We start from the raw sequence: 16846 nt of genomic DNA, 5'->3' as shown, positions 1-16846 counted from the left end.
ACCGTCGTACTTCGGCCAACTTCACCGGAGTGCGGCGCACGGGGGCGTGTCGCCCCGGCCCTTCACCGCGTACGCAGCGATCGGCAGCCGGCCGTCGGCCCATCGTCCGATCTCCGGCGGTCAGGGTCCGTCCGGGGACGATGACCGGCTACCCTCTTGTCCCCCTTCCCTTCCTCGCCCTACCGCTCGGCGACCCGCCACCCGGGCCACCCGCCGCGTTCCAGTGGCCGAACACCCGGTCGTTGACGATTCGACATGACTGCCGCGTTTTTGATGGGGCATGGATCCCCGTGAACGTGTTCGAGCAGGAGGGGAACCGACATCGGCGCGCGGGCGGGGGTCATGGAGAGGCAGGCACGACGAGGCGGTCCCATAGCGATCGGGGGCTTCTCGGCGAAGACGGTGGAGGACAGGACCGACGATGTCACGGAACACGAAGCGGGGCCGCAGTTGAGGCGCCGACTCGGGCGGGCGGACCTGCGGGCCGTCCCGGAAGCCCGCAGGGCCCTGCGGGAACTGCTCGGGCAGTGGGGGAAGCAGGGGCAGTCCGACGTGGCCGAACTGCTCACCAGCGAGCTCGTCACCAACGCGATCGTCCACACCGACCACGACGCGGTTCTCACGGCCACCGTCGGACCTCGCGGACTGCGGGTGGAGGTCCGGGACTTCGTCGCCCGCAGACCCCGACTGCGCGCACCGGTCGCCGACGAGGGCACGAACGGCAGGGGTCTGTTCCTGGTCCAGTCCCTCGCGGACGCCTGGGGTGTCCGGCCGCACGGCGTGGGCAAGTCCGTCTGGTTCGAGCTGGGGGCCGAGGCGGCGTGAACGCCGAGGGGGCGCGGCCCGCAGGCCACGCCCCCCTCGCCGCTCCGCTACGGCCCGGCTAACCGAACTGCTGCTCAAGGTCCTTGAGCTTGCGCTCCAGGGAGTCCAGACGCGGCAGCGCCATGGTGTCGTCCTCCGCGGTGAGGTCGACGGTCACCGGGTCAGCTCCTTTGCGCACCGGCTGAAGGGAGGGACGCGAGCGCACGGGCAGGGGGTCCGGCGCGGATATGGCAGGCTCCGCGGAGACCTGCGAGGAGCCGCGCTCCACCTGTACCTCCAGCTCCCGTCCGCCACCCCGGCCGAAGTGGCCGCGGTGACCGCGGCTGAGGGCCTTCAACTGGGCTCGCTCCACACGCTGCTGGTCGCGCCGCCGCTGCCGGGTCTCTTCCTTCTTGCGCCTGTCGTCGCGCACCTCGTCGACCGCCTCGTCCAGGCTGCGCACACCTTCGAGAAGCATCAGCGACCAGGCGCGGTAGGTCTCGCGAGGGGCCCGCAGCCAGCGCACCATGCGGATCTGCGGCAGCGGACGGGGCACCAGACCCTGCTCCCGCAGTGCGGCGCGGCGGGTCTGCTTCAGCGCGCGGTCGAAGAGGACCGCCGCCGACAGGGACATGCCCGCGAAGAAGTGGGGGGCACCCGCGTGGCCGATGCCCCGGGGCGCGTGCACCCAGTTGAACCAGGCCGCGGCGAAGGCGAACGTCCAGACCAGTATCCGGGAGCCGAGCGCCGCGTCACCGTGGCTGGCCTCGCGCACCGCGAGGACGGAGCAGAACATCGCCGCGCCGTCCAGGCCGAACGGGACGAGGTACTGCCAGCCGCCGGACAGTCCGAGGTTCTGCTCGCCGAAGCCGACCAGACCGTGGAAGGAGAGCAGGGCGGCGACAGCCGCACAGCAGAAGAGGAGAAGGTAGGAAAGGGTGCCGTAGAGGGCTTCCTTGCGTCTGCGGCGTTCCTCGCTGCGCTCCCAGGAGTCGTCCGCGCTCGTGTCCTTGACCGAGGAGCGCTTGCCGCGCGCGAGCACCGCCACCGCCGCCAGCATGCCCAGGAGAAGCACGGCGCCCGGAAGCAGCCAGTTCAGCGATATGTCGGTCAGTCTCATCTGGGTGGTCCCTTGCATTGGGATAGGGCGTAACGCCCGCCATAGTGGCCCAATCCCATCGACCCTCAGGGGGTTTCGGGGCAAGAGGCCGCCAAGGAAGTGCAAGGGAATGCCAAAGGCGGCGTTCTGCTCGAACTGCCGCTTGAGGTTCGGGAGTTGAGTTCGAACAAGACTACCTGTACGAGTGGTTCTCCGGAAAGTTCCCGTGACACGTGAGGATGATGTGAATCGCCTGTGGGTAGGAGGGTGCCCGGTTCCGCGATGACCTTACGGGACGGCGGGGGAGACGAGACGACCCTCGCCCGTGCCTCAACCGGCGGTCGCCAGCAGCTTGGTGACGCGGCCCGTGTCGCAGGTGCGCGGGCAGGTGGTGCAGGTGTCCTCCGGGCGCAGTGTGTAGAACATGCAGCAGCTCGCGCGGTCCCGGGTGAGCAGCGGCTCGCCGCCGGGGCCGGTCAGCTCCCGGAACGCCGCCGTGCCGACGTACGGCTTGGTCGCCCCCGGCAGCAGCAGCTCCAGTTCGCGCATCGCGCGCCGCTCCTCGATCTCGCCTAGCAGCTGGGCGATGTACCACAACCCCTCGACGATCTCGTCGGTCGCCATACCCCACAGGGCGCGCCCACGGCGCCGCATCAGGGGACCGAAACCGGTCAGTACCGGTTCCAGGTGCTCGGCGACCGCGGCCCGGACCTCGGCCCGTAGCGCCTCCTCGTCGGGGACGACCCGGGCGCCCGGCAGCGCGGCTGCCTCGTCGCCGGGCAGGCAGGTGAAGCCCGCGGGGCGGACGGCCAGGTGCCCGAGGGTGTGGCCCGGGGCGGTGCGGTCGTAGGAGACATGGGTCACGGGGTAGCGGGGGACCCGGCGGTGCAGGAACCACGGCACGGTGATCAGGAGGCAGGCGGGCCACGCGTAGCGGTGCAGGCCGAAGCCGGCGACGACGTCGGGGCGGGCCTGTGTGCCGTAGTCCCGCTGGATCTGGTCCACGTCCCACGCCAGGAAGCGGTCGAGGGCGGGGCCGGCGGCTGCGAGGTCGGCGGCCGTGGTCCAGCCGTGGCCGTGCGGGGTCTCGTCGGCTGCGCTCAGTTCGGTGACGGCGAGCCCCGGGAGGACCTCGGCCAGGCGAGCGTAGGCGCCGGAGACGGCCGAGAGGGGCGCAGGCATGTGATCACCGATCCGTCGGGTGAAAACGGGATTCTTGAAGGTAAGCCTAACCTTACTCAAGATCCTGAAAAGTTGAAGGAGGATTTGAACTGGGGGCCGGGACGCTTATGGTGCTTGACGGACGAGTAACAACCCGCCGTAATGACGCCAAGTACCGATACGTCCGGAGGAGGACCCGTGAGGCAGGGAGCGCAGGGCTCCGCGGGAACGGGGACTCCGTGGTCAGCGGCGAAAGCGGCCGCGCCGGGTGGTCCGGTCGCCTCAGGTGGGCCGGTTGCGTCGGGTGGTGCGGTGGGGGCGGGGCAGACGCGGGTGCCGCGGCAGACCGGGGCCGTGCGGGGCGAGCACACGCACAGTGAGCCGCCCGCGCCGGTCGCCCCCCGGGTGCGGCCGGTGGTCCAGCGGGCCTCGGTGCGCGGGCAGATCCTGGACGCGCTGCGTGCCGCGCTGGTGGCGGGGGATCTACGGCCCGGAGAGGTGTACTCGGCGCCGGTGCTGGGCGAGCGGTTCGGGGTGTCGGCGACGCCGGTCCGGGAGGCCATGCAGCAACTGGCCCTCGAAGGGGCCGTCGAGGTCGTGCCGAACCGTGGGTTCCGGGTGGTCGAGCGGGGCGTGCGGGAACTGGCCGAGCTGGCCGAGGTCCGGGCGCTGATCGAAGTCCCGGTGATGCTGCGGCTGGCCCGTACCGTGCCCGCCGAACGCTGGGCCGAGCTGCGCCCTCTCGCCGAGGCGACGGTCCGCGCGGCGTCCTCGGGCTGCCGCGCGACCTACGCGGAGTCCGACCGGGGGTTCCACCGGGCTGTGCTGTCCCTCTCGGGCAACGTGCAGCTGGTCCAGATCGCGGAGGACCTGCACCGCAGGGCGCAGTGGCCGCTGGTCGGGGGTGGACGGGGAGTTCGGGGGCGGGCCGAGCTGCTGGCGGACGCGCACGAGCACACGGCGTTGCTGGACGCGCTGGTCGTACGGGATCTGGATGTGGTGCGGGCGCTGGTGGGCGAGCACTTCGCGGGGGCGGCTGCCGCGGGCTGAGCGGTGATGTCGCGCCTTCTCGGCGGTGGTGGGTCGGGCCGCGCCGGGTGAGGGTGCGCGTCTTCGCAGGACGCGGGTGCGGGTCGGTGCCGCGCCGGGTGGGGGTGTGCGTCTTCGCGTGACGCCGGGTGTGGGTCGGGGCCGCGCCGGGGGGTGTCCGTCCTCGGAACGGCGCGATGGACCCTTTTACCGACTGACTGGCGTCGACGCGCCAACCGCTGCGGGCGGACACCCCCCGACACGTCCCCTTCCGTACGACGGCGGCCGCGGGAGCGTCGTGGCTCGCCCCGGCTGCGGGCATACGTGCCCCTCGCCCTGGCTGCGGGCATGCATGCCGCCAGGGGCGGCACCGGTGGGCGCAGCGGCACCCCGCTCCGCCGGGCTTCGGACCCACCCGCCCCGGCGTCCACGCACCGGCACCCCGCGACGCAGGGTCGCGGCCCACCCCGCCTCAGCACCGACGCCGAGTACGCCGCTACGCCGGGCTGCGGACCCACCCGCCCCCGGCCCCGCCGCCGGGTGTCAAGCCGTCGCAGCCGGCGGTACCGGCGGAGCCAACTGGCGGGACAGCCACGTCGGTACGCCCCCGAGGAGGCGGAACAGGCGGCGGGCCTCCTCGCGCAACCGGGACGCCTCCGGCTCCGTCTCGGTGTCGGCCAGGGACACCAACGCCGGGGCGGTGCCGACGAGATAGCCCAGCTCCTCCCGGATCCGCAGCGACTCCGCGAAACCGTGCCGCGCCTCCGCCAACTCCCCTTCCCGCAGGGCGAGTCCCGCGAGGTGACGCCATGTGAAGGACAGCAGCAGCGGGTCGGAGTGCGCCGTCGCGCCCGCGTGGGCCCGGCGGTACGCGGCCCGTGCGGCCTGGGGCGCGCTCGTCAGGTTCTCCGCCAGGAGCCCGCGACGGAAGTCCAGCAGAGCCCGCGCCGGAGCCCCCGGAGGGACCAGCGCCGCCGCCCGGCCGAGCGCGGCCCGTGCCTCGTCGGCCCGGTCCCGTACCGCGAGCAGTGTCGCCGCGTAGGCCAAGTACCCGCGTTCACAAGCGGCCGCGCCCCGTTCGTCGTCGCTGTGGGCCATCGCCTCGGCCGTGCGCAGCGCGTCCTCGGCCTCCTCCCAGCCCTGCTCGGTGTACAGACACCGTTCCACCAGCAGCGACGCGCGTTGCAGCGCCGCCGCCGGTGTGGCGGGCAGCAGCAGGGCCGCCGCGTCGGCCCAGCACCCGCGGGAGCGCAGCCGCCATACCGCGGTCTGGAGGGGATCGTCACCGGCGGTCGTTCCGTTACCAGACATGGCGGTATGCGCCACGTTGCCCTCCCCGAGCACGCCATCGAGCTGTTGAGTGGTGGCGGCATCTCAGCATGAATCGGCGTGCCGGGCCAAGGGGGTGGGTGAAGGATTTCACAAAGTCGTGGGACGCGGGGGCGCCCCGGGTTTGCCGCCGGGACACCCCGCGTATCAGCTCATGCGCAGTGCCAGGAAGAAGTCCAGCTTGTCCTCGAGGCGTGACAGGTCACGACTCGTCAACTGCTCGATCCGTCCGACCCGGTAGCGCAGCGTGTTGACGTGCAGGTGCAGACGGGCGGCGCAGCGGGTCCAGGAGCCGTCGCAGTCGAGGAACGCCTCCAGGGTGGGGATCAGCTCGGCGCGGTGGCGGCGGTCGTAGTCGCGCAGGGGGTCCAGGAGGCGGGCCGTGAAGGCCCGGCGGACGTCGTCCGGGACGAAGGGCAGCAGCAGGACGTGCGAGGCCAGTTCCTGGTGGCCCGCCGCGCAGACCCGGCCGGGCCGGGCCGCGGCGACGCGCCGGGCGTGGCGGGCCTCCTCCAGCGCGCCGCGCAGACCCTCCGCCGAGTGGACGGGCGCGCTGACGCCCAGGGTGAGCCGGCCGTCGTCGTCTAGGCCCGCTGTGAGGGGGTCCCGTACCGATGCCAGGAGCGTGTCCGCGAGGACGCCCGTCTCCGAGCCGTCGTGCTCCGTCGAGACGGCAGCGAGGGGGACCAGGGCGATGGCCTCGTCGCCCGTGTGGGCCACCGCGATGCGGTCGGAGTGCTCGGGTCCCGCGACCGCGGGATCGACGAGGACCTCCTCCAGCAGGGCCTGTGCCACCGGGCCGCCCTCGATCTCCCCGCCCTCCCAGTCGACGCGGGCCACGACCACCTGCCAGTGCGGCGCGGTGCCCAGACCGGGCAGCAGTACCGGCGCGGCCACGCGCAGGCGGGCGGCGATCTCGGCGGGTGCCGCGCCCGTCTGGACCAGTTCCAGGACCTCCTGGGCCAGGCGGCGGCGGACCGTGCGGGCCGCGTCGCGGCGGTCGCGTTCGACCGCGATCAGCTGGGTGACGCCGTAGAGCAGGTCCAGGCGCTCCTCGGGCCAGTCCCCGGCGTCCGCCTCCACGGCCAGCAGCCAGTCTGCCAGGACGAATCCGCGCACGTCCCGGGCCGGCTGCGGGGAACGGCCCGTGGAGCGCACCGGGAACAGGGAGTACGTCGTGGCGCCCAGGACGACGCGGTGGGGACCGCGGCGGCCCGTCCGGGTGGCGGCCAGGTGCTCCCCGGCGAGCCGGGAGCACGCCTCGGCCGGCAGAGCGGGCCCTGTCGCCTTCGAGCCCGCGATCAGGCGGCCGGTGGGGGAGAGGACCCAGGCCCGCAGGTCCAGGTCCGTGCCGAGCAGGTCCAGGACCACGTCGGGGCCGCCGCCCGCCGGGCCCGCGGTCATCATGCGGCGGTGGCGGTCGACCACCGCCGCGAGGTCTCCGGCGCGCTCGCCGGAGACCTGCCGTACGACGTGCTCGGTGATCGTCGCGAAAGCCACCGACTCGTGGACCGCGAAGAGCGGCAGACGATGGCGGGCGCAGGCCACGACCAGGTCCTCCGGCACATCACCGAGCTCGGCCTCGCCCGCGGCGAGCGCCGTCACACCCGCCTGCACCAGGATCCGGACGAACGACTCCGAGTCGCCTGCGTCCCGGCGCCAGGCCAGGCCCGTGAGCACCAGTTCGCCGCCCCCGAGGTAGCGGCTGGGGTCGCGCAGGTCGGTGGTCATCACACCCCGCACGGTGCGGTCCAGCTCGTCCTCGCCGCCGAGCAGCTTGAGGCCCAGCGCGTCGGTGTCCAGCAGTGCGCGCAGCCGCATTCTCGTCGCCGCCGTTCTTTGTCTCGAAATCTATGGTGGATCTTGGAGGGATGTGCGGGGAACGCCTGTTCGGCGGGCTGGTGGGCGATGCCCGTCGACCCCCGGACCGCGCTCCGGCTGTGTCCCAGGTCACGCGGCTGTGTCGCGCGTTTCCACAGGAGAACGAGGAGGTTTCCAAGGGCCTCCGTTCATACGAATCTACAAGATGCCTGTCGTGGCCAGCCAACTCCTTCATGGTTTCCGTGACTGACTCGCTCGGCGCAGCGCGCTGTGTACTGAGGCCACTACGCGTAAACAGCACATGAACGAGCCGGGACCGCCGCACACGGATTGGCTCAATCTGAACGCCCCACGAGAAGACGAAGAAGAGAGCCGGTCATGGACTTCCTTCGCCCCGCCAGCTGGGAGGAGGCGCTCGCAGCGAAAGCCGAGCACCCCACCGCTGTGCCGATTGCGGGTGGCACCGACGTAATGGTCGAGATCAACTTCGACCACCGCCGGCCCGAGTACCTTCTGGACCTGAACCGCATCGGCGACCTCTGCGAGTGGGAGGTCGGCGAGGAGAGCGTGCGGCTCGGTGCCTCCGTGCCGTACACGAAGATCATGGAGAACCTGCGCGCCGAGCTGCCGGGTCTCGCCCTCGCCTCGCACACGGTCGCCTCCCCGCAGATCCGCAACCGCGGCGGCGTCGGCGGCAACCTCGGCACCGCCTCCCCGGCCGGTGACGCCCACCCCGCCCTGCTCGCCGCGGGCGCCGAGGTGGAGGTCGAGTCGGTGCGCGGCTCGCGCCGCATCCCGATCGACGCGTTCTACACGGGCGTGAAGCGCAACGCGCTGGCCGCCGACGAGCTGATCCGCGCCGTGCACGTGAAGAAGGCCGACGGACCGCAGCAGTTCTCCAAGGTGGGCACCAGGAACGCGATGGTGATCGCCGTGTGCGCCTTCGGGCTCGCGCTGCATCCCGAGACGCGGACCGTGCGGACCGGGATCGGCTCGGCCGCCCCGACACCCGTCCGGGCCAAGGCCGCCGAGGAATTCCTGACCGCCGCGCTGGAGGAGGGCGGCTTCTGGGACAACGGGCAGATCATCACCCCGTCGGTCGCCAAGCAGTTCGCGAACCTGTGCTCCGCCGCCTGCAACCCGATCGACGACGTCCGGGGCACCGCGAGCTACCGCCGCCACGCGGTCGGCGTCATGGCCCGCCGCACGCTGACCTGGACCTGGGAGTCCTACCGCGGCGCCCGCCGCCTCACCGAGGGAGCTGCGTGATGCGTGTCAACTTCACGGTCAACGGCCGTCCGCAGGAAGCCGACGACGTGTGGGAGGGCGAGTCCCTGCTGTACGTGCTGAGGGAGCGGCTCGGGCTGCCCGGTTCGAAGAACGCCTGCGAGCAGGGCGAGTGCGGCTCGTGCACGGTCCGTCTGGACGGCGTGCCGGTGTGCTCGTGCCTGGTCGCCGCCGGGCAGGTGGAGGGCCGCGAGGTCGTCACCGTCGAGGGGCTCGCCGACTTCGCCAAGCAGCGCGCCGAGGGGGGCTGCGCCTCCGGCGCCTGCGGTACGTCGTCGCAGAACGCCCAGGGCTGGGACGCCAAGGGCAGCGACTCGCAGACCGGCGAGGGCACCGAGCTGTCCACGATCCAACAGGCGTTCATCGACGCCGGCGCGGTGCAGTGCGGCTTCTGCACACCCGGTCTGCTGGTCGCGGCCGACGAGATGCTGGAGCGCAACCCGAACCCGAGCGACGCGGACATCCGCGAGGCCCTGTCGGGCAACCTGTGCCGCTGCACCGGCTACGAGAAGATCATGGACGCGGTCCGCCTCGCGGCCGCCCGGCAGTCAGAGGCGGTCTGATCATGGCTTCCCCCAGCGGAACCCCCACGAAGATCACCCAGGGCTCCCAGACCAAGGGCGGCATCGGCGAGTCCACGCTCCGCCCCGACGGCACCCTCAAGGTCACCGGCGAGTTCGCGTACTCGTCCGACATGTGGCACGAGGACATGCTGTGGGGGCAGATCCTCCGCTCGACCGTCGCGCACGCCGAGATCGTGTCCATCGACACGAGCGAGGCCCTGGCCACGCCGGGCGTGTACGCCGTCATGACGTACGACGACCTGCCGACCGACGTGAAGAACTACGGGCTGGAGATCCAGGACACCCCGGTCCTCGCCCACGGCAAGGTCCGCCACCACGGCGAGCCGGTCGCCCTCGTCGCCGCCGACCACCCGGAGACCGCGCGCCGGGCCGCCGCGAAGATCAAGGTCGACTACCGCGAACTGCCCGTCATCACCGACGAGGCCTCCGCCACCGCCCCGGACGCGCTCCTCGTCCACGAGAACCGCGACGACCACCACGCGGGTCACGTCCCGCACCCCAACATCGTCCACCGCCAGCCGATCGTCCGCGGTGACGTCGCCGCGGCCCGCGAGCGGGCCGACGTGATCGTCACGGGCGAGTACACCTTCGGCATGCAGGACCAGGCCTTCCTCGGCCCCGAGTCCGGACTCGCCGTGCCGGAGGAGGACGGCGGCGTCCACCTGTACATCGCCACCCAGTGGCTGCACAGCGACCTGCGCCAGATGGCGCCCGTGCTCGGCCTGCCCGAGGACAAGGTGCGGATGACGCTGTCCGGCGTCGGCGGCGCGTTCGGCGGCCGCGAGGACCTGTCGATGCAGATCCACGCCTGCCTGCTGGCCCTGCGCACCGGCAAGCCCGTCAAGATCGTCTACAACCGGTTCGAGTCGTTCTTCGGGCACGTCCACCGCCACCCCGCGAAGCTGTACTACGAGCACGGGGCCACCAAGGACGGCAAGCTCACCCACCTGAAGTGCCGGATCGTCCTGGACGGCGGCGCCTACGCCTCCGCCTCCCCGGCCGTCGTCGGCAACGCCTCCTCCCTGTCCGTCGGCCCGTACGTGGTCGAGGACGTGGACATCGAGGCCATCGCCCTCTACACCAACAACCCGCCCTGCGGCGCGATGCGCGGCTTCGGCGCGGTCCAGGCGTGCTTCGCCTACGAGGCGCAGATGGACAAGCTCGCCGCGAAGCTCGGCATGGACCCGGTGGAGTTCCGCCGGCTCAACGCCATGGAGCAGGGCACGCTCCTGCCGACCGGGCAGCCCGTCGACTCCCCGGCCCCGGTCGCCGAACTGCTGCGCCGCGTCAAGGCGATGCCGATGCCGCCGGAGCGCCAGTGGGAGTCCAGCGAGGGCGCCGACGTACGGCAGCTGCCGGGCGGCCTGTCCAACACCACGCACGGCGAGGGCGTGGTACGCGGGGTCGGCTACGCGGTGGGCATCAAGAACGTGGGCTTCTCCGAGGGGTTCGACGACTACTCCACCGCCAAGGTGCGCATGGAGGTCGTCGCCGGCGAGCCGGTCGCCACCGTGCACACCGCCATGGCGGAGGTCGGCCAGGGAGGCGTCACCGTCCACGCGCAGATCGCCCGCACCGAGCTGGGCGTCACGCAGGTGACCATCCACCCGGCCGACACCCAGGTGGGCAGCGCCGGTTCGACCTCGGCCTCGCGGCAGACGTACGTCACCGGCGGCGCGGTGAAGAACTCCTGCGAGCTGGTCCGCGAGAAGGTCCTGGAGATCGGGCGCCGCAAGTTCGGCTCCTACCACCCCGCCTGGGCGACGGCCGAACTGCTCCTGGAGGGCGGCAAGGTCGTCACCGACGCCGGCGAGGTCCTCGGCGACCTGGCCGACGTGCTGGAGGGCGAGACGGTGGAGGTCGAGGCGGAGTGGCGGCACCGGCCGACCGAGCCCTTCGACCTGCGCACCGGCCAGGGCAACGGGCACGTGCAGTACTCCTTCGCCGCGCACCGGGCGGTCGTCGAGGTCGACACCGAGCTCGGCCTGGTCAAGGTCATCGAACTGGCCTGCGCCCAGGACGTCGGCAAGGCGCTCAATCCGCTGTCGGTGCTCGGCCAGATCCAGGGCGGCACCACGCAGGGACTGGGCGTGGCGGTCATGGAGGAGATCGTCGTCGACCCGAAGACGGCGAAGGTCAAGAACCCCTCCTTCACCGACTACCTGATCCCCACCATCCTCGACACGCCGACCATCCCGGTCGACGTCCTCGAACTCGCCGACGAGCACGCCCCGTACGGGCTGCGCGGCATCGGCGAGGCACCCACCCTGTCGTCGACTCCTGCGGTCCTCGCGGCGATCCGCGCGGCGACCGGTCTGGAGCTGAACAGGACGCCGGTCCGCCCCGAGCACCTGACCGGCACCGCGTAAGAGCTCTCCGGGCGGCGCAACGGAACGTCACACACTCCGCGCCGCCCGGAGTACCGGGCACCGCACCGCTCGCGGTCCCCGCAAGATCGCATCGTTCGCCTCGGGCCGTCCCCCGGGTCGTGCGGCCGCAGCACCTTCCCAAATCCCGCAAGCGCCAAGGCAAGACGCGGGTGCCCCTTTGAACCTTGGGAGTAGGCCCACATGACCCAGCAGTCAGTAGAGCCGAGGACCACAGCCGACGACGCGGGTGAAGGCACCCGCGTCCCGGCCGGGCGGTCCTGGCTCGACCGGTACTTCCACATATCCCACAGAGGGTCCACGGTCGCCCGTGAAGTGCGCGGCGGCGTCACGACCTTCATGGCGATGGCGTACATCCTCCTGCTCAACCCGCTGATCCTGTCCGGCAAGGACGCGGCCGGGGCGACGCTCGCCCAGCCGGCCCTGATCACCGCGACCGCGTTCGCGGCGGCCTTCACCACCCTGCTGATGGGCTTCGTCGGCAAGGTGCCGCTCGCGCTCGCCGCCGGCCTCTCCGTCTCCGGCGTGCTCGCCTCCCAGGTCGCCCCCCAGATGACCTGGCCGCAGGCGATGGGCATGTGCGTGATGTACGGCGTGGTCATCATGCTGCTCGTCGTCACCGGCCTGCGCGAGATGATCATGAACGCGATCCCGCTCGCGCTCAAGCACGGCATCACCATGGGCATCGGCCTGTTCATCGCCCTCATCGGTTTCTACAAGTCCGGCTTCGTGCACCAGGGCAAGGCCACGCCCCTCGCGCTCGGCCCGGCGGGCGAACTGGCCGGCTGGCCCGTGCTGCTGTTCGCCGGAACCCTGCTGCTGATCTTCATGCTCCAGGCCCGGAACATCCCGGGTGCCATCCTCATCGGCATCCTGAGTGGCACGGTCGTCGCGGCGATCCTGAACGCCGCCGGCGTCATCGACCCCAGGCAGTGGGCGGGCGGCGCACCGGAACTGCACGGCAGCGCCGTCTCCATGCCCGACTTCTCGCTCTTCGGGGACGTGCGGTTCGGGGGTTGGGGCGAGGTCGGCGCGATGACGGTCGGCATGATCGTCTTCACGCTGGTGCTCGCCGGGTTCTTCGACGCGATGGCCACCATCATCGGCGTGGGCACCGAGGCGAAGCTCGCCGACGACAAGGGCCGCATGCCGGGCCTGTCCAAGGCGCTGTTCATCGACGGGGCCGGCGGCGCGATCGGAGGCGTGTCCGGCGGTTCCGGCCAGACGGTGTTCATCGAGTCGGCCACGGGCGTCGGCGAGGGCGCCCGCACCGGCCTGGCCTCCGTGGTGACGGGCCTGTTCTTCGCGGCCTGCCTGTTCTTCACCCCGCTCACGGCGATCGTGCCGCAGGAGGTCGCGTCCGCCGCCCTCGTCGTCATCGGCGCCATGATGCTGATGAACGCCCGGCACGTGGACTGGGCCGACCGGGCCACCGCCGTCCCGGTGTTCCTCACGGTCGTGCTGATGCCGTTCACGTACACCATCACCACCGGTGTCGCCGCGGGCGTCATCTCCTACGTCGCCATCAAGACCGCCCAGGGCAAGTGGCGTGAGATCGGCGCCTTCATGTGGATCCTCACGGCGGTGTTCCTCGTGTACTTCGCCCTCAATCCGATCGAGAGCCGGCTGGGCGTCCACTGACGGCCCGCCCCCTTCCGCGACCTCAAGGAGACCGAGACAGATGCTGGACATCGCCGAGGAGTTGAACCGGTGGGTCGAGCAGGGCCGTGACTTCGCCGTCGCCACCGTGGTGGCCGTCGGCGGCAGCGCGCCCCGCCAACCCGGCGCCGCGCTCGCGGTGGACACCGAGGGCACGGCGATCGGCTCGGTCTCCGGCGGCTGCGTGGAGGGCGCGGTCTACGAACTGTGCGAGCAGGCGCTGCGGGACGGCGAAACCGTCCTGGAGCGCTTCGGGTACAGCGACGACGACGCCTTCGCCGTGGGCCTGACCTGCGGCGGCGTCATCGACATCCTGGTCACCCCGGTACGGGCCGCCGATCCGGTCCGCCCGGTGGTCAGGGCCGCACTCACCGCCGCCGCCGAAGGGGAGGCGGCGGCGGTGGCGCGGATCGTGTCGGGTCCGCGCGAACTGACGGGCCGGGCCCTGGTGGTCCGTCCCGACGGTTCCCACGAGGGCGGCTTCGGCGCCCATCCGGAACTGGACCGCACGGTCGCGGCCGAGGCCGGTGCCTTCCTGGACGCCGGCCGCACCGGCACCCTGGAGATCGGCGAGCAGGGCTCACGCTGCGGGGCCCCGCTCACGGTCCTGGTCGAGTCCTCGGTCCCCGCACCCCGCATGATCGTCTTCGGCGCCATCGACTTCGCCTCCGCCCTGGTCCGCATGGGCAAGTTCCTCGGCTACCACGTCACGGTGTGCGACGCGCGCCCCGTCTTCGCCACCCGCACGCGCTTCCCCGAGGCCGACGAGATCGTGGTCGACTGGCCCCACCGCTACCTGGAGGGCACGGAGGTCGACGCCCGGACGGTCCTGTGCGTGCTGACCCACGACGCCAAGTTCGACGTGCCCCTGCTGAAGCTGGCACTGCGCCTGCCGGTGGCGTACGTCGGCGCCATGGGCTCCCGGCGCACCCACCTCGACCGCAACGCCCGGCTGCGGGAAGTCGGCGTCACCGAACTGGAGTTGAGCCGGCTGCACTCGCCGATCGGCCTGGACCTCGGGGCCCGTACGCCCGAGGAGACGGCTCTGTCGATCGCGTCGGAGATCGTCGCCGGACGGCGTGGCGGCAGCGGGGTCTCCCTGACCGGGGCGCACACGCCGATCCACCACGAGCCGGACCCGGGCACCGTCGGGCGGATCGGGTCGGTGGCCTGACGCACCGGCCGGGGAGGCCGCGCGGCCGGTGCGTCAGGGCTGTCGGAGCAGATGGTTCAGGGCCCGCCCGAACACGTACCGGGAGGAGCGCCCCACCGCGCCGTCGAAGAGCGACGGCAGGAACCGGACCCGGATCTCCTCCCGCCAGATCACCCGCGTACGGCCCCCCGGCCCGGGCCGCACCTCGAGTTCGGCCCACCCCAGCACCACCCGGCCCCGCTTCTCCAGCCGGCACATCCCCGCCGCCCCGCCCTCGGGCGGCTGCCACACGGTGACCTCCATCGGGTCGTCGAAGACCAGCGGCCCCACGCCCGAGCGGGCCACGACGAGGGTGCCCTCGCGTGTCGGCTCGTGCGGTACGGCCCTGACCACCGTCAGCGGCACCGTGTCACCGTGCCGTTGCCACCGGGTGATCCGCCGCCACGCCTCGTCGAGGGGGAGCGGGGCCGTGCGTTCGAGCAGGAAGTTCGCCACGGCACGATCGTAGGGAACGCGCGGGGCCTCACCGGCACACCTCGCCCGGCTCCGCCCTTCCCGGTGCCGGCAACTGGGGCACCGTCACGAAGACGTAGCCGCGTTCCTTCAAGGCGTCGATGATCTCGGGTTCGAGCCGGGTCAGTATTTTGTGGTTCCCGGTGTGGCTGGCCACTTCGTGGTCCTCGTCGGCCATGCTCCGTACCAGTGAGGGCGGCGGTCGCCGCGAGTGTTCCGGCGGTTCGAACGCGGTCCCCGTTTTCTTCATCATTGAGCTTCTTCAGCGTTGCCGCTCCCAGGGTGATGTGTTCGCGCAGGTACACCAGCGCCACCATCGCACGCTGCGACGGGCGAAGCTTGCAGCGCCCGTCACCCTCACGGGTGACGACCAGCATCGTCACCCACTCCACCAGCGCATGCGGCAGGTCGAGTGCGGCAGGATAGATGACCAACGAGGCCCCCGAGCAACGTGATTGAGACGTCAGACATCTCGAACAACGTTCGGGGGCCTCGCTCGTTGCGCGTCATGAACGGCACCTCATCGGCGGCCAGCTCGAAGAAACTCACCGATCTTGATGCTCGCCACCGAACGACTCCCGAAGTCACGCCGAAACGACTCCCTCAGAACCGACACAGCCATCGGAGCCTCTCCCGGCCTCGGTCTACCTCTTCTTCGGAGGCGCAAGGGGGACGACGGTGCGGGCGCCCCGCAGAGTTGCGCGCACGCAGCGGCTGAGGGTGTCACCTGCTCCGAGCTCGATGAACAGCCGTTGGTCAACCGGCGCCAAGCGGCTCACGGTCTCGGCGAAGTACACGGGTTTGGTGATGAGATCGGCGAGGGCCAGGAGGAAGTCGTCAGCGTCGCTGCAGGGGCGGCGCTGGACGGGAGAGTGCACCGCGACGCTCAGCGGTCGCTGGCGTAGGCCCTTGGCGTTGTCGAGGAAGCGGCCGTGGATGTCCTGGAGGCTGGGGTGGTGGGCCGCATAGGGGACGTCAAGTGCGAACAGCCGACGAGTGTCACCCAGGGTGCGAAGGGCGGCTATAGCGGCTCGGGGGCCGCTGACAATCGTCTCCTTCGGAGAGTTGACACAGGCTATCTCCAGGTCTTCGCGGCCGAGGTCGGCGAGCATGGCCTGGGTGCCCCCCGCCTCGCCCAGGATCAGGACCATTTCGCCCTCGCCGATGACGGGTCGGTAGGCGTCATTCAATGCGCATACGAGGTGAGCTCCTTCTGCGACAGTGAACGCTCCGGCGGTCACGAAGGCCGAGAATTCGCCGAGGCTGTGGCCCACGATCAGGTCTGGGGTAATTCCCGTGGCGGCGAGGGCATGGGCCGTGGCGACGGAGGCCGCGAAATGGGCCAACTGCGAGGTGCCATAGGGAAGCGGCGGCGCATCCTGGGGGCAACGGTCGGCCAGCAGCACGTCACGAACCGGTCCGTATCCCTGCGTCGATGCCACCTCGTCGACCTCATCAAGGATCCGGTCGGCCTCCTTCCGGGCCGCGGGAGGCACTCCGAGGTCGTCGTCGTACAGGCTTGCCAGGGCGCCGCAAGGGGAGATGCCCTGTCCCGGAAACAGGAAGACCACGCCACCGCGCGGCATATCGGACGGGTGCGGCATCATCGTCTGTCACCGTTTCCCGCACCCGGAAGGACGGGCGCCGGGGTGGCGCGCTGCCAGGTCGCGGTAAGGACCGGGTAGCCGTCGGCGGGGAGCGTGGCGAGGCTGAGACGGCCTAACTCCAGGCGAGCCGTGCGAGGCAGTTCAGCGCCGCTGAACTCAGTGGGGCTGCCGACCATCGAACGGTGAATCACGCTGTCACCGAGCCACTGGTAGGTACCGGCATAGCCGATGTAGCCGTCCTGGCCGGCGAGTTGGGCCGAGACGTGACCATCCGACGTGTAGATGAGCATGCCCTGGACATCGGTCCCCAACGGATGAGCAATGGCCCCGTGGACATCGGTCGACGTGAACGACTCCAGTTGCCACGCACCGATGACGCTACCGACCTCAATCCTGGTCAGCGTATCCATGGC

14 protein-coding genes and 2 pseudogenes are annotated in these 16846 nt (G+C 71.4%); 7 read left to right on the top strand and 9 right to left on the bottom strand.

What is annotated here, in order from left to right:
* The first annotated feature begins 342 nt into the window (after positions 1–342).
* Positions 343–825: an ATP-binding protein gene (locus FDO69_RS03310; RefSeq protein WP_170320830.1), complete on the top strand. Its 483-nt coding sequence runs from the start codon at positions 343–345 to the stop codon at positions 823–825.
* A 58-nt stretch (positions 826–883) separates the two neighbouring features.
* Here the strand turns inward: FDO69_RS03310 and FDO69_RS03305 are convergent, their stop codons facing one another.
* The gene (locus tag FDO69_RS03305; protein WP_104778072.1) at positions 884–1924 is read right to left on the bottom strand and encodes a DUF2637 domain-containing protein; all 1041 of its coding nucleotides are present in this window, start codon (positions 1922–1924) and stop codon (positions 884–886) included.
* A gap of 309 nt (positions 1925–2233) precedes the next feature.
* Positions 2234–3085 (bottom strand): (2Fe-2S)-binding protein, encoded by an 852-nt coding sequence (locus FDO69_RS03300; RefSeq protein WP_104778071.1) that lies wholly within the window; start codon positions 3083–3085, stop codon positions 2234–2236.
* Between the two features lie 177 nt (positions 3086–3262).
* Between FDO69_RS03300 and FDO69_RS03295 the strand changes: the two genes are divergently transcribed.
* On the top strand, positions 3263–4114 hold the full coding sequence (locus FDO69_RS03295; RefSeq protein ID WP_104778070.1) for a GntR family transcriptional regulator: 852 nt from the start codon (positions 3263–3265) through the stop codon (positions 4112–4114).
* 522 nt (positions 4115–4636) lie between these two features.
* On the opposite strand, the gene FDO69_RS03290 is transcribed toward FDO69_RS03295, so the two are convergent.
* The gene (locus FDO69_RS03290) at positions 4637–5404 is read right to left on the bottom strand and encodes a hypothetical protein (protein ID WP_221513064.1); all 768 of its coding nucleotides are present in this window, start codon (positions 5402–5404) and stop codon (positions 4637–4639) included.
* A gap of 165 nt (positions 5405–5569) precedes the next feature.
* Positions 5570–7243 carry a PucR family transcriptional regulator gene (locus FDO69_RS03285; protein ID WP_104778069.1) on the bottom strand — a complete coding sequence of 558 codons (1674 nt, stop codon included), beginning with the start codon at positions 7241–7243 and terminating at the stop codon, positions 5570–5572.
* Between the two features lie 378 nt (positions 7244–7621).
* Here FDO69_RS03285 and FDO69_RS03275 point away from each other — a divergent pair, with 378 nt between their 5' ends.
* The 5 genes from FDO69_RS03275 to FDO69_RS03255 all read left to right on the top strand — a co-directional run bounded on the left by FDO69_RS03275 (position 7622) and on the right by FDO69_RS03255 (position 14334).
* Positions 7622–8512 carry an FAD binding domain-containing protein gene (locus FDO69_RS03275; protein ID WP_104778067.1) on the top strand — a complete coding sequence of 297 codons (891 nt, stop codon included), beginning with the start codon at positions 7622–7624 and terminating at the stop codon, positions 8510–8512.
* A complete protein-coding gene (locus FDO69_RS03270; protein ID WP_104778066.1) occupies positions 8512–9093 on the top strand; it encodes a (2Fe-2S)-binding protein in 582 nt (193 codons plus the stop codon). Before FDO69_RS03275 ends, FDO69_RS03270 begins: the two co-directional genes overlap by 1 nt.
* Positions 9094–9095: 2 nt before the next feature.
* Positions 9096–11483, top strand: a complete 2388-nt coding sequence (locus tag FDO69_RS03265) for a xanthine dehydrogenase family protein molybdopterin-binding subunit (protein WP_104778065.1) — start codon at positions 9096–9098, stop codon at positions 11481–11483.
* A 201-nt stretch (positions 11484–11684) separates the two neighbouring features.
* Positions 11685–13142: an NCS2 family permease gene (locus tag FDO69_RS03260; protein ID WP_104778064.1), complete on the top strand. Its 1458-nt coding sequence runs from the start codon at positions 11685–11687 to the stop codon at positions 13140–13142.
* A gap of 40 nt (positions 13143–13182) precedes the next feature.
* Positions 13183–14334 (top strand): XdhC family protein, encoded by a 1152-nt coding sequence (locus FDO69_RS03255; RefSeq protein WP_104778063.1) that lies wholly within the window; start codon positions 13183–13185, stop codon positions 14332–14334.
* A gap of 33 nt (positions 14335–14367) precedes the next feature.
* On the opposite strand, the gene FDO69_RS03250 is transcribed toward FDO69_RS03255, so the two are convergent.
* The 5 genes and pseudogenes from FDO69_RS03250 to FDO69_RS03230 all read right to left on the bottom strand — a co-directional run bounded on the left by FDO69_RS03250 (position 14368) and on the right by FDO69_RS03230 (position 16843).
* Positions 14368–14808 (bottom strand): Immediate-early protein 2, encoded by a 441-nt coding sequence (locus tag FDO69_RS03250; RefSeq protein WP_104778062.1) that lies wholly within the window; start codon positions 14806–14808, stop codon positions 14368–14370.
* A 28-nt stretch (positions 14809–14836) separates the two neighbouring features.
* A pseudogene (locus tag FDO69_RS03245) lies at positions 14837–15022 on the bottom strand (polysaccharide deacetylase family protein); the annotation flags it as partial.
* Positions 15023–15104: 82 nt separating this feature from the next.
* A pseudogene (locus FDO69_RS03240) lies at positions 15105–15260 on the bottom strand (IS5/IS1182 family transposase); the annotation flags it as partial.
* A gap of 210 nt (positions 15261–15470) precedes the next feature.
* Positions 15471–16433 carry an ACP S-malonyltransferase gene (locus tag FDO69_RS03235; RefSeq protein ID WP_104778061.1) on the bottom strand — a complete coding sequence of 321 codons (963 nt, stop codon included), beginning with the start codon at positions 16431–16433 and terminating at the stop codon, positions 15471–15473.
* Positions 16430–16843: a lipocalin-like domain-containing protein gene (locus tag FDO69_RS03230; protein ID WP_159030587.1), complete on the bottom strand. Its 414-nt coding sequence runs from the start codon at positions 16841–16843 to the stop codon at positions 16430–16432. The genes FDO69_RS03235 and FDO69_RS03230 overlap by 4 nt, the downstream gene beginning before the upstream one ends.
* Positions 16844–16846: the final 3 nt, after the last annotated feature.

Source organism: Streptomyces tibetensis, assembly GCF_007655005.1.
Taxonomy (GTDB): Bacteria; Actinomycetota; Actinomycetes; order Streptomycetales; family Streptomycetaceae; genus Streptomyces; species Streptomyces tibetensis.
Note: the sequence above shows the minus strand (reverse complement) of the source record. Positions and strands in the feature narration are given on the sequence as shown.

What these genes read in the sequence shown, in the direction of transcription:
- FDO69_RS03310 (WP_170320830.1), top strand. Translation starts at nt 343, where the DNA reads ATGGAGAGGCAGGCACGACGAGGCGGTCCCATAGCGATCGGGGGCTTC.
- FDO69_RS03305 (WP_104778072.1), bottom strand. Translation starts at nt 1,924, where the DNA reads ATGAGACTGACCGACATATCGCTGAACTGGCTGCTTCCGGGCGCCGTG.
- FDO69_RS03300 (WP_104778071.1), bottom strand. Translation starts at nt 3,085, where the DNA reads ATGCCTGCGCCCCTCTCGGCCGTCTCCGGCGCCTACGCTCGCCTGGCC.
- FDO69_RS03290 (WP_221513064.1), bottom strand. Translation starts at nt 5,404, where the DNA reads ATGTCTGGTAACGGAACGACCGCCGGTGACGATCCCCTCCAGACCGCG.
- FDO69_RS03285 (WP_104778069.1), bottom strand. Translation starts at nt 7,243, where the DNA reads ATGCGGCTGCGCGCACTGCTGGACACCGACGCGCTGGGCCTCAAGCTG.
- FDO69_RS03275 (WP_104778067.1), top strand. Translation starts at nt 7,622, where the DNA reads ATGGACTTCCTTCGCCCCGCCAGCTGGGAGGAGGCGCTCGCAGCGAAA.
- FDO69_RS03270 (WP_104778066.1), top strand. Translation starts at nt 8,512, where the DNA reads ATGCGTGTCAACTTCACGGTCAACGGCCGTCCGCAGGAAGCCGACGAC.
- FDO69_RS03265 (WP_104778065.1), top strand. Translation starts at nt 9,096, where the DNA reads ATGGCTTCCCCCAGCGGAACCCCCACGAAGATCACCCAGGGCTCCCAG.
- FDO69_RS03260 (WP_104778064.1), top strand. Translation starts at nt 11,685, where the DNA reads ATGACCCAGCAGTCAGTAGAGCCGAGGACCACAGCCGACGACGCGGGT.
- FDO69_RS03255 (WP_104778063.1), top strand. Translation starts at nt 13,183, where the DNA reads ATGCTGGACATCGCCGAGGAGTTGAACCGGTGGGTCGAGCAGGGCCGT.
- FDO69_RS03235 (WP_104778061.1), bottom strand. Translation starts at nt 16,433, where the DNA reads ATGATGCCGCACCCGTCCGATATGCCGCGCGGTGGCGTGGTCTTCCTG.
- FDO69_RS03230 (WP_159030587.1), bottom strand. Translation starts at nt 16,843, where the DNA reads ATGGATACGCTGACCAGGATTGAGGTCGGTAGCGTCATCGGTGCGTGG.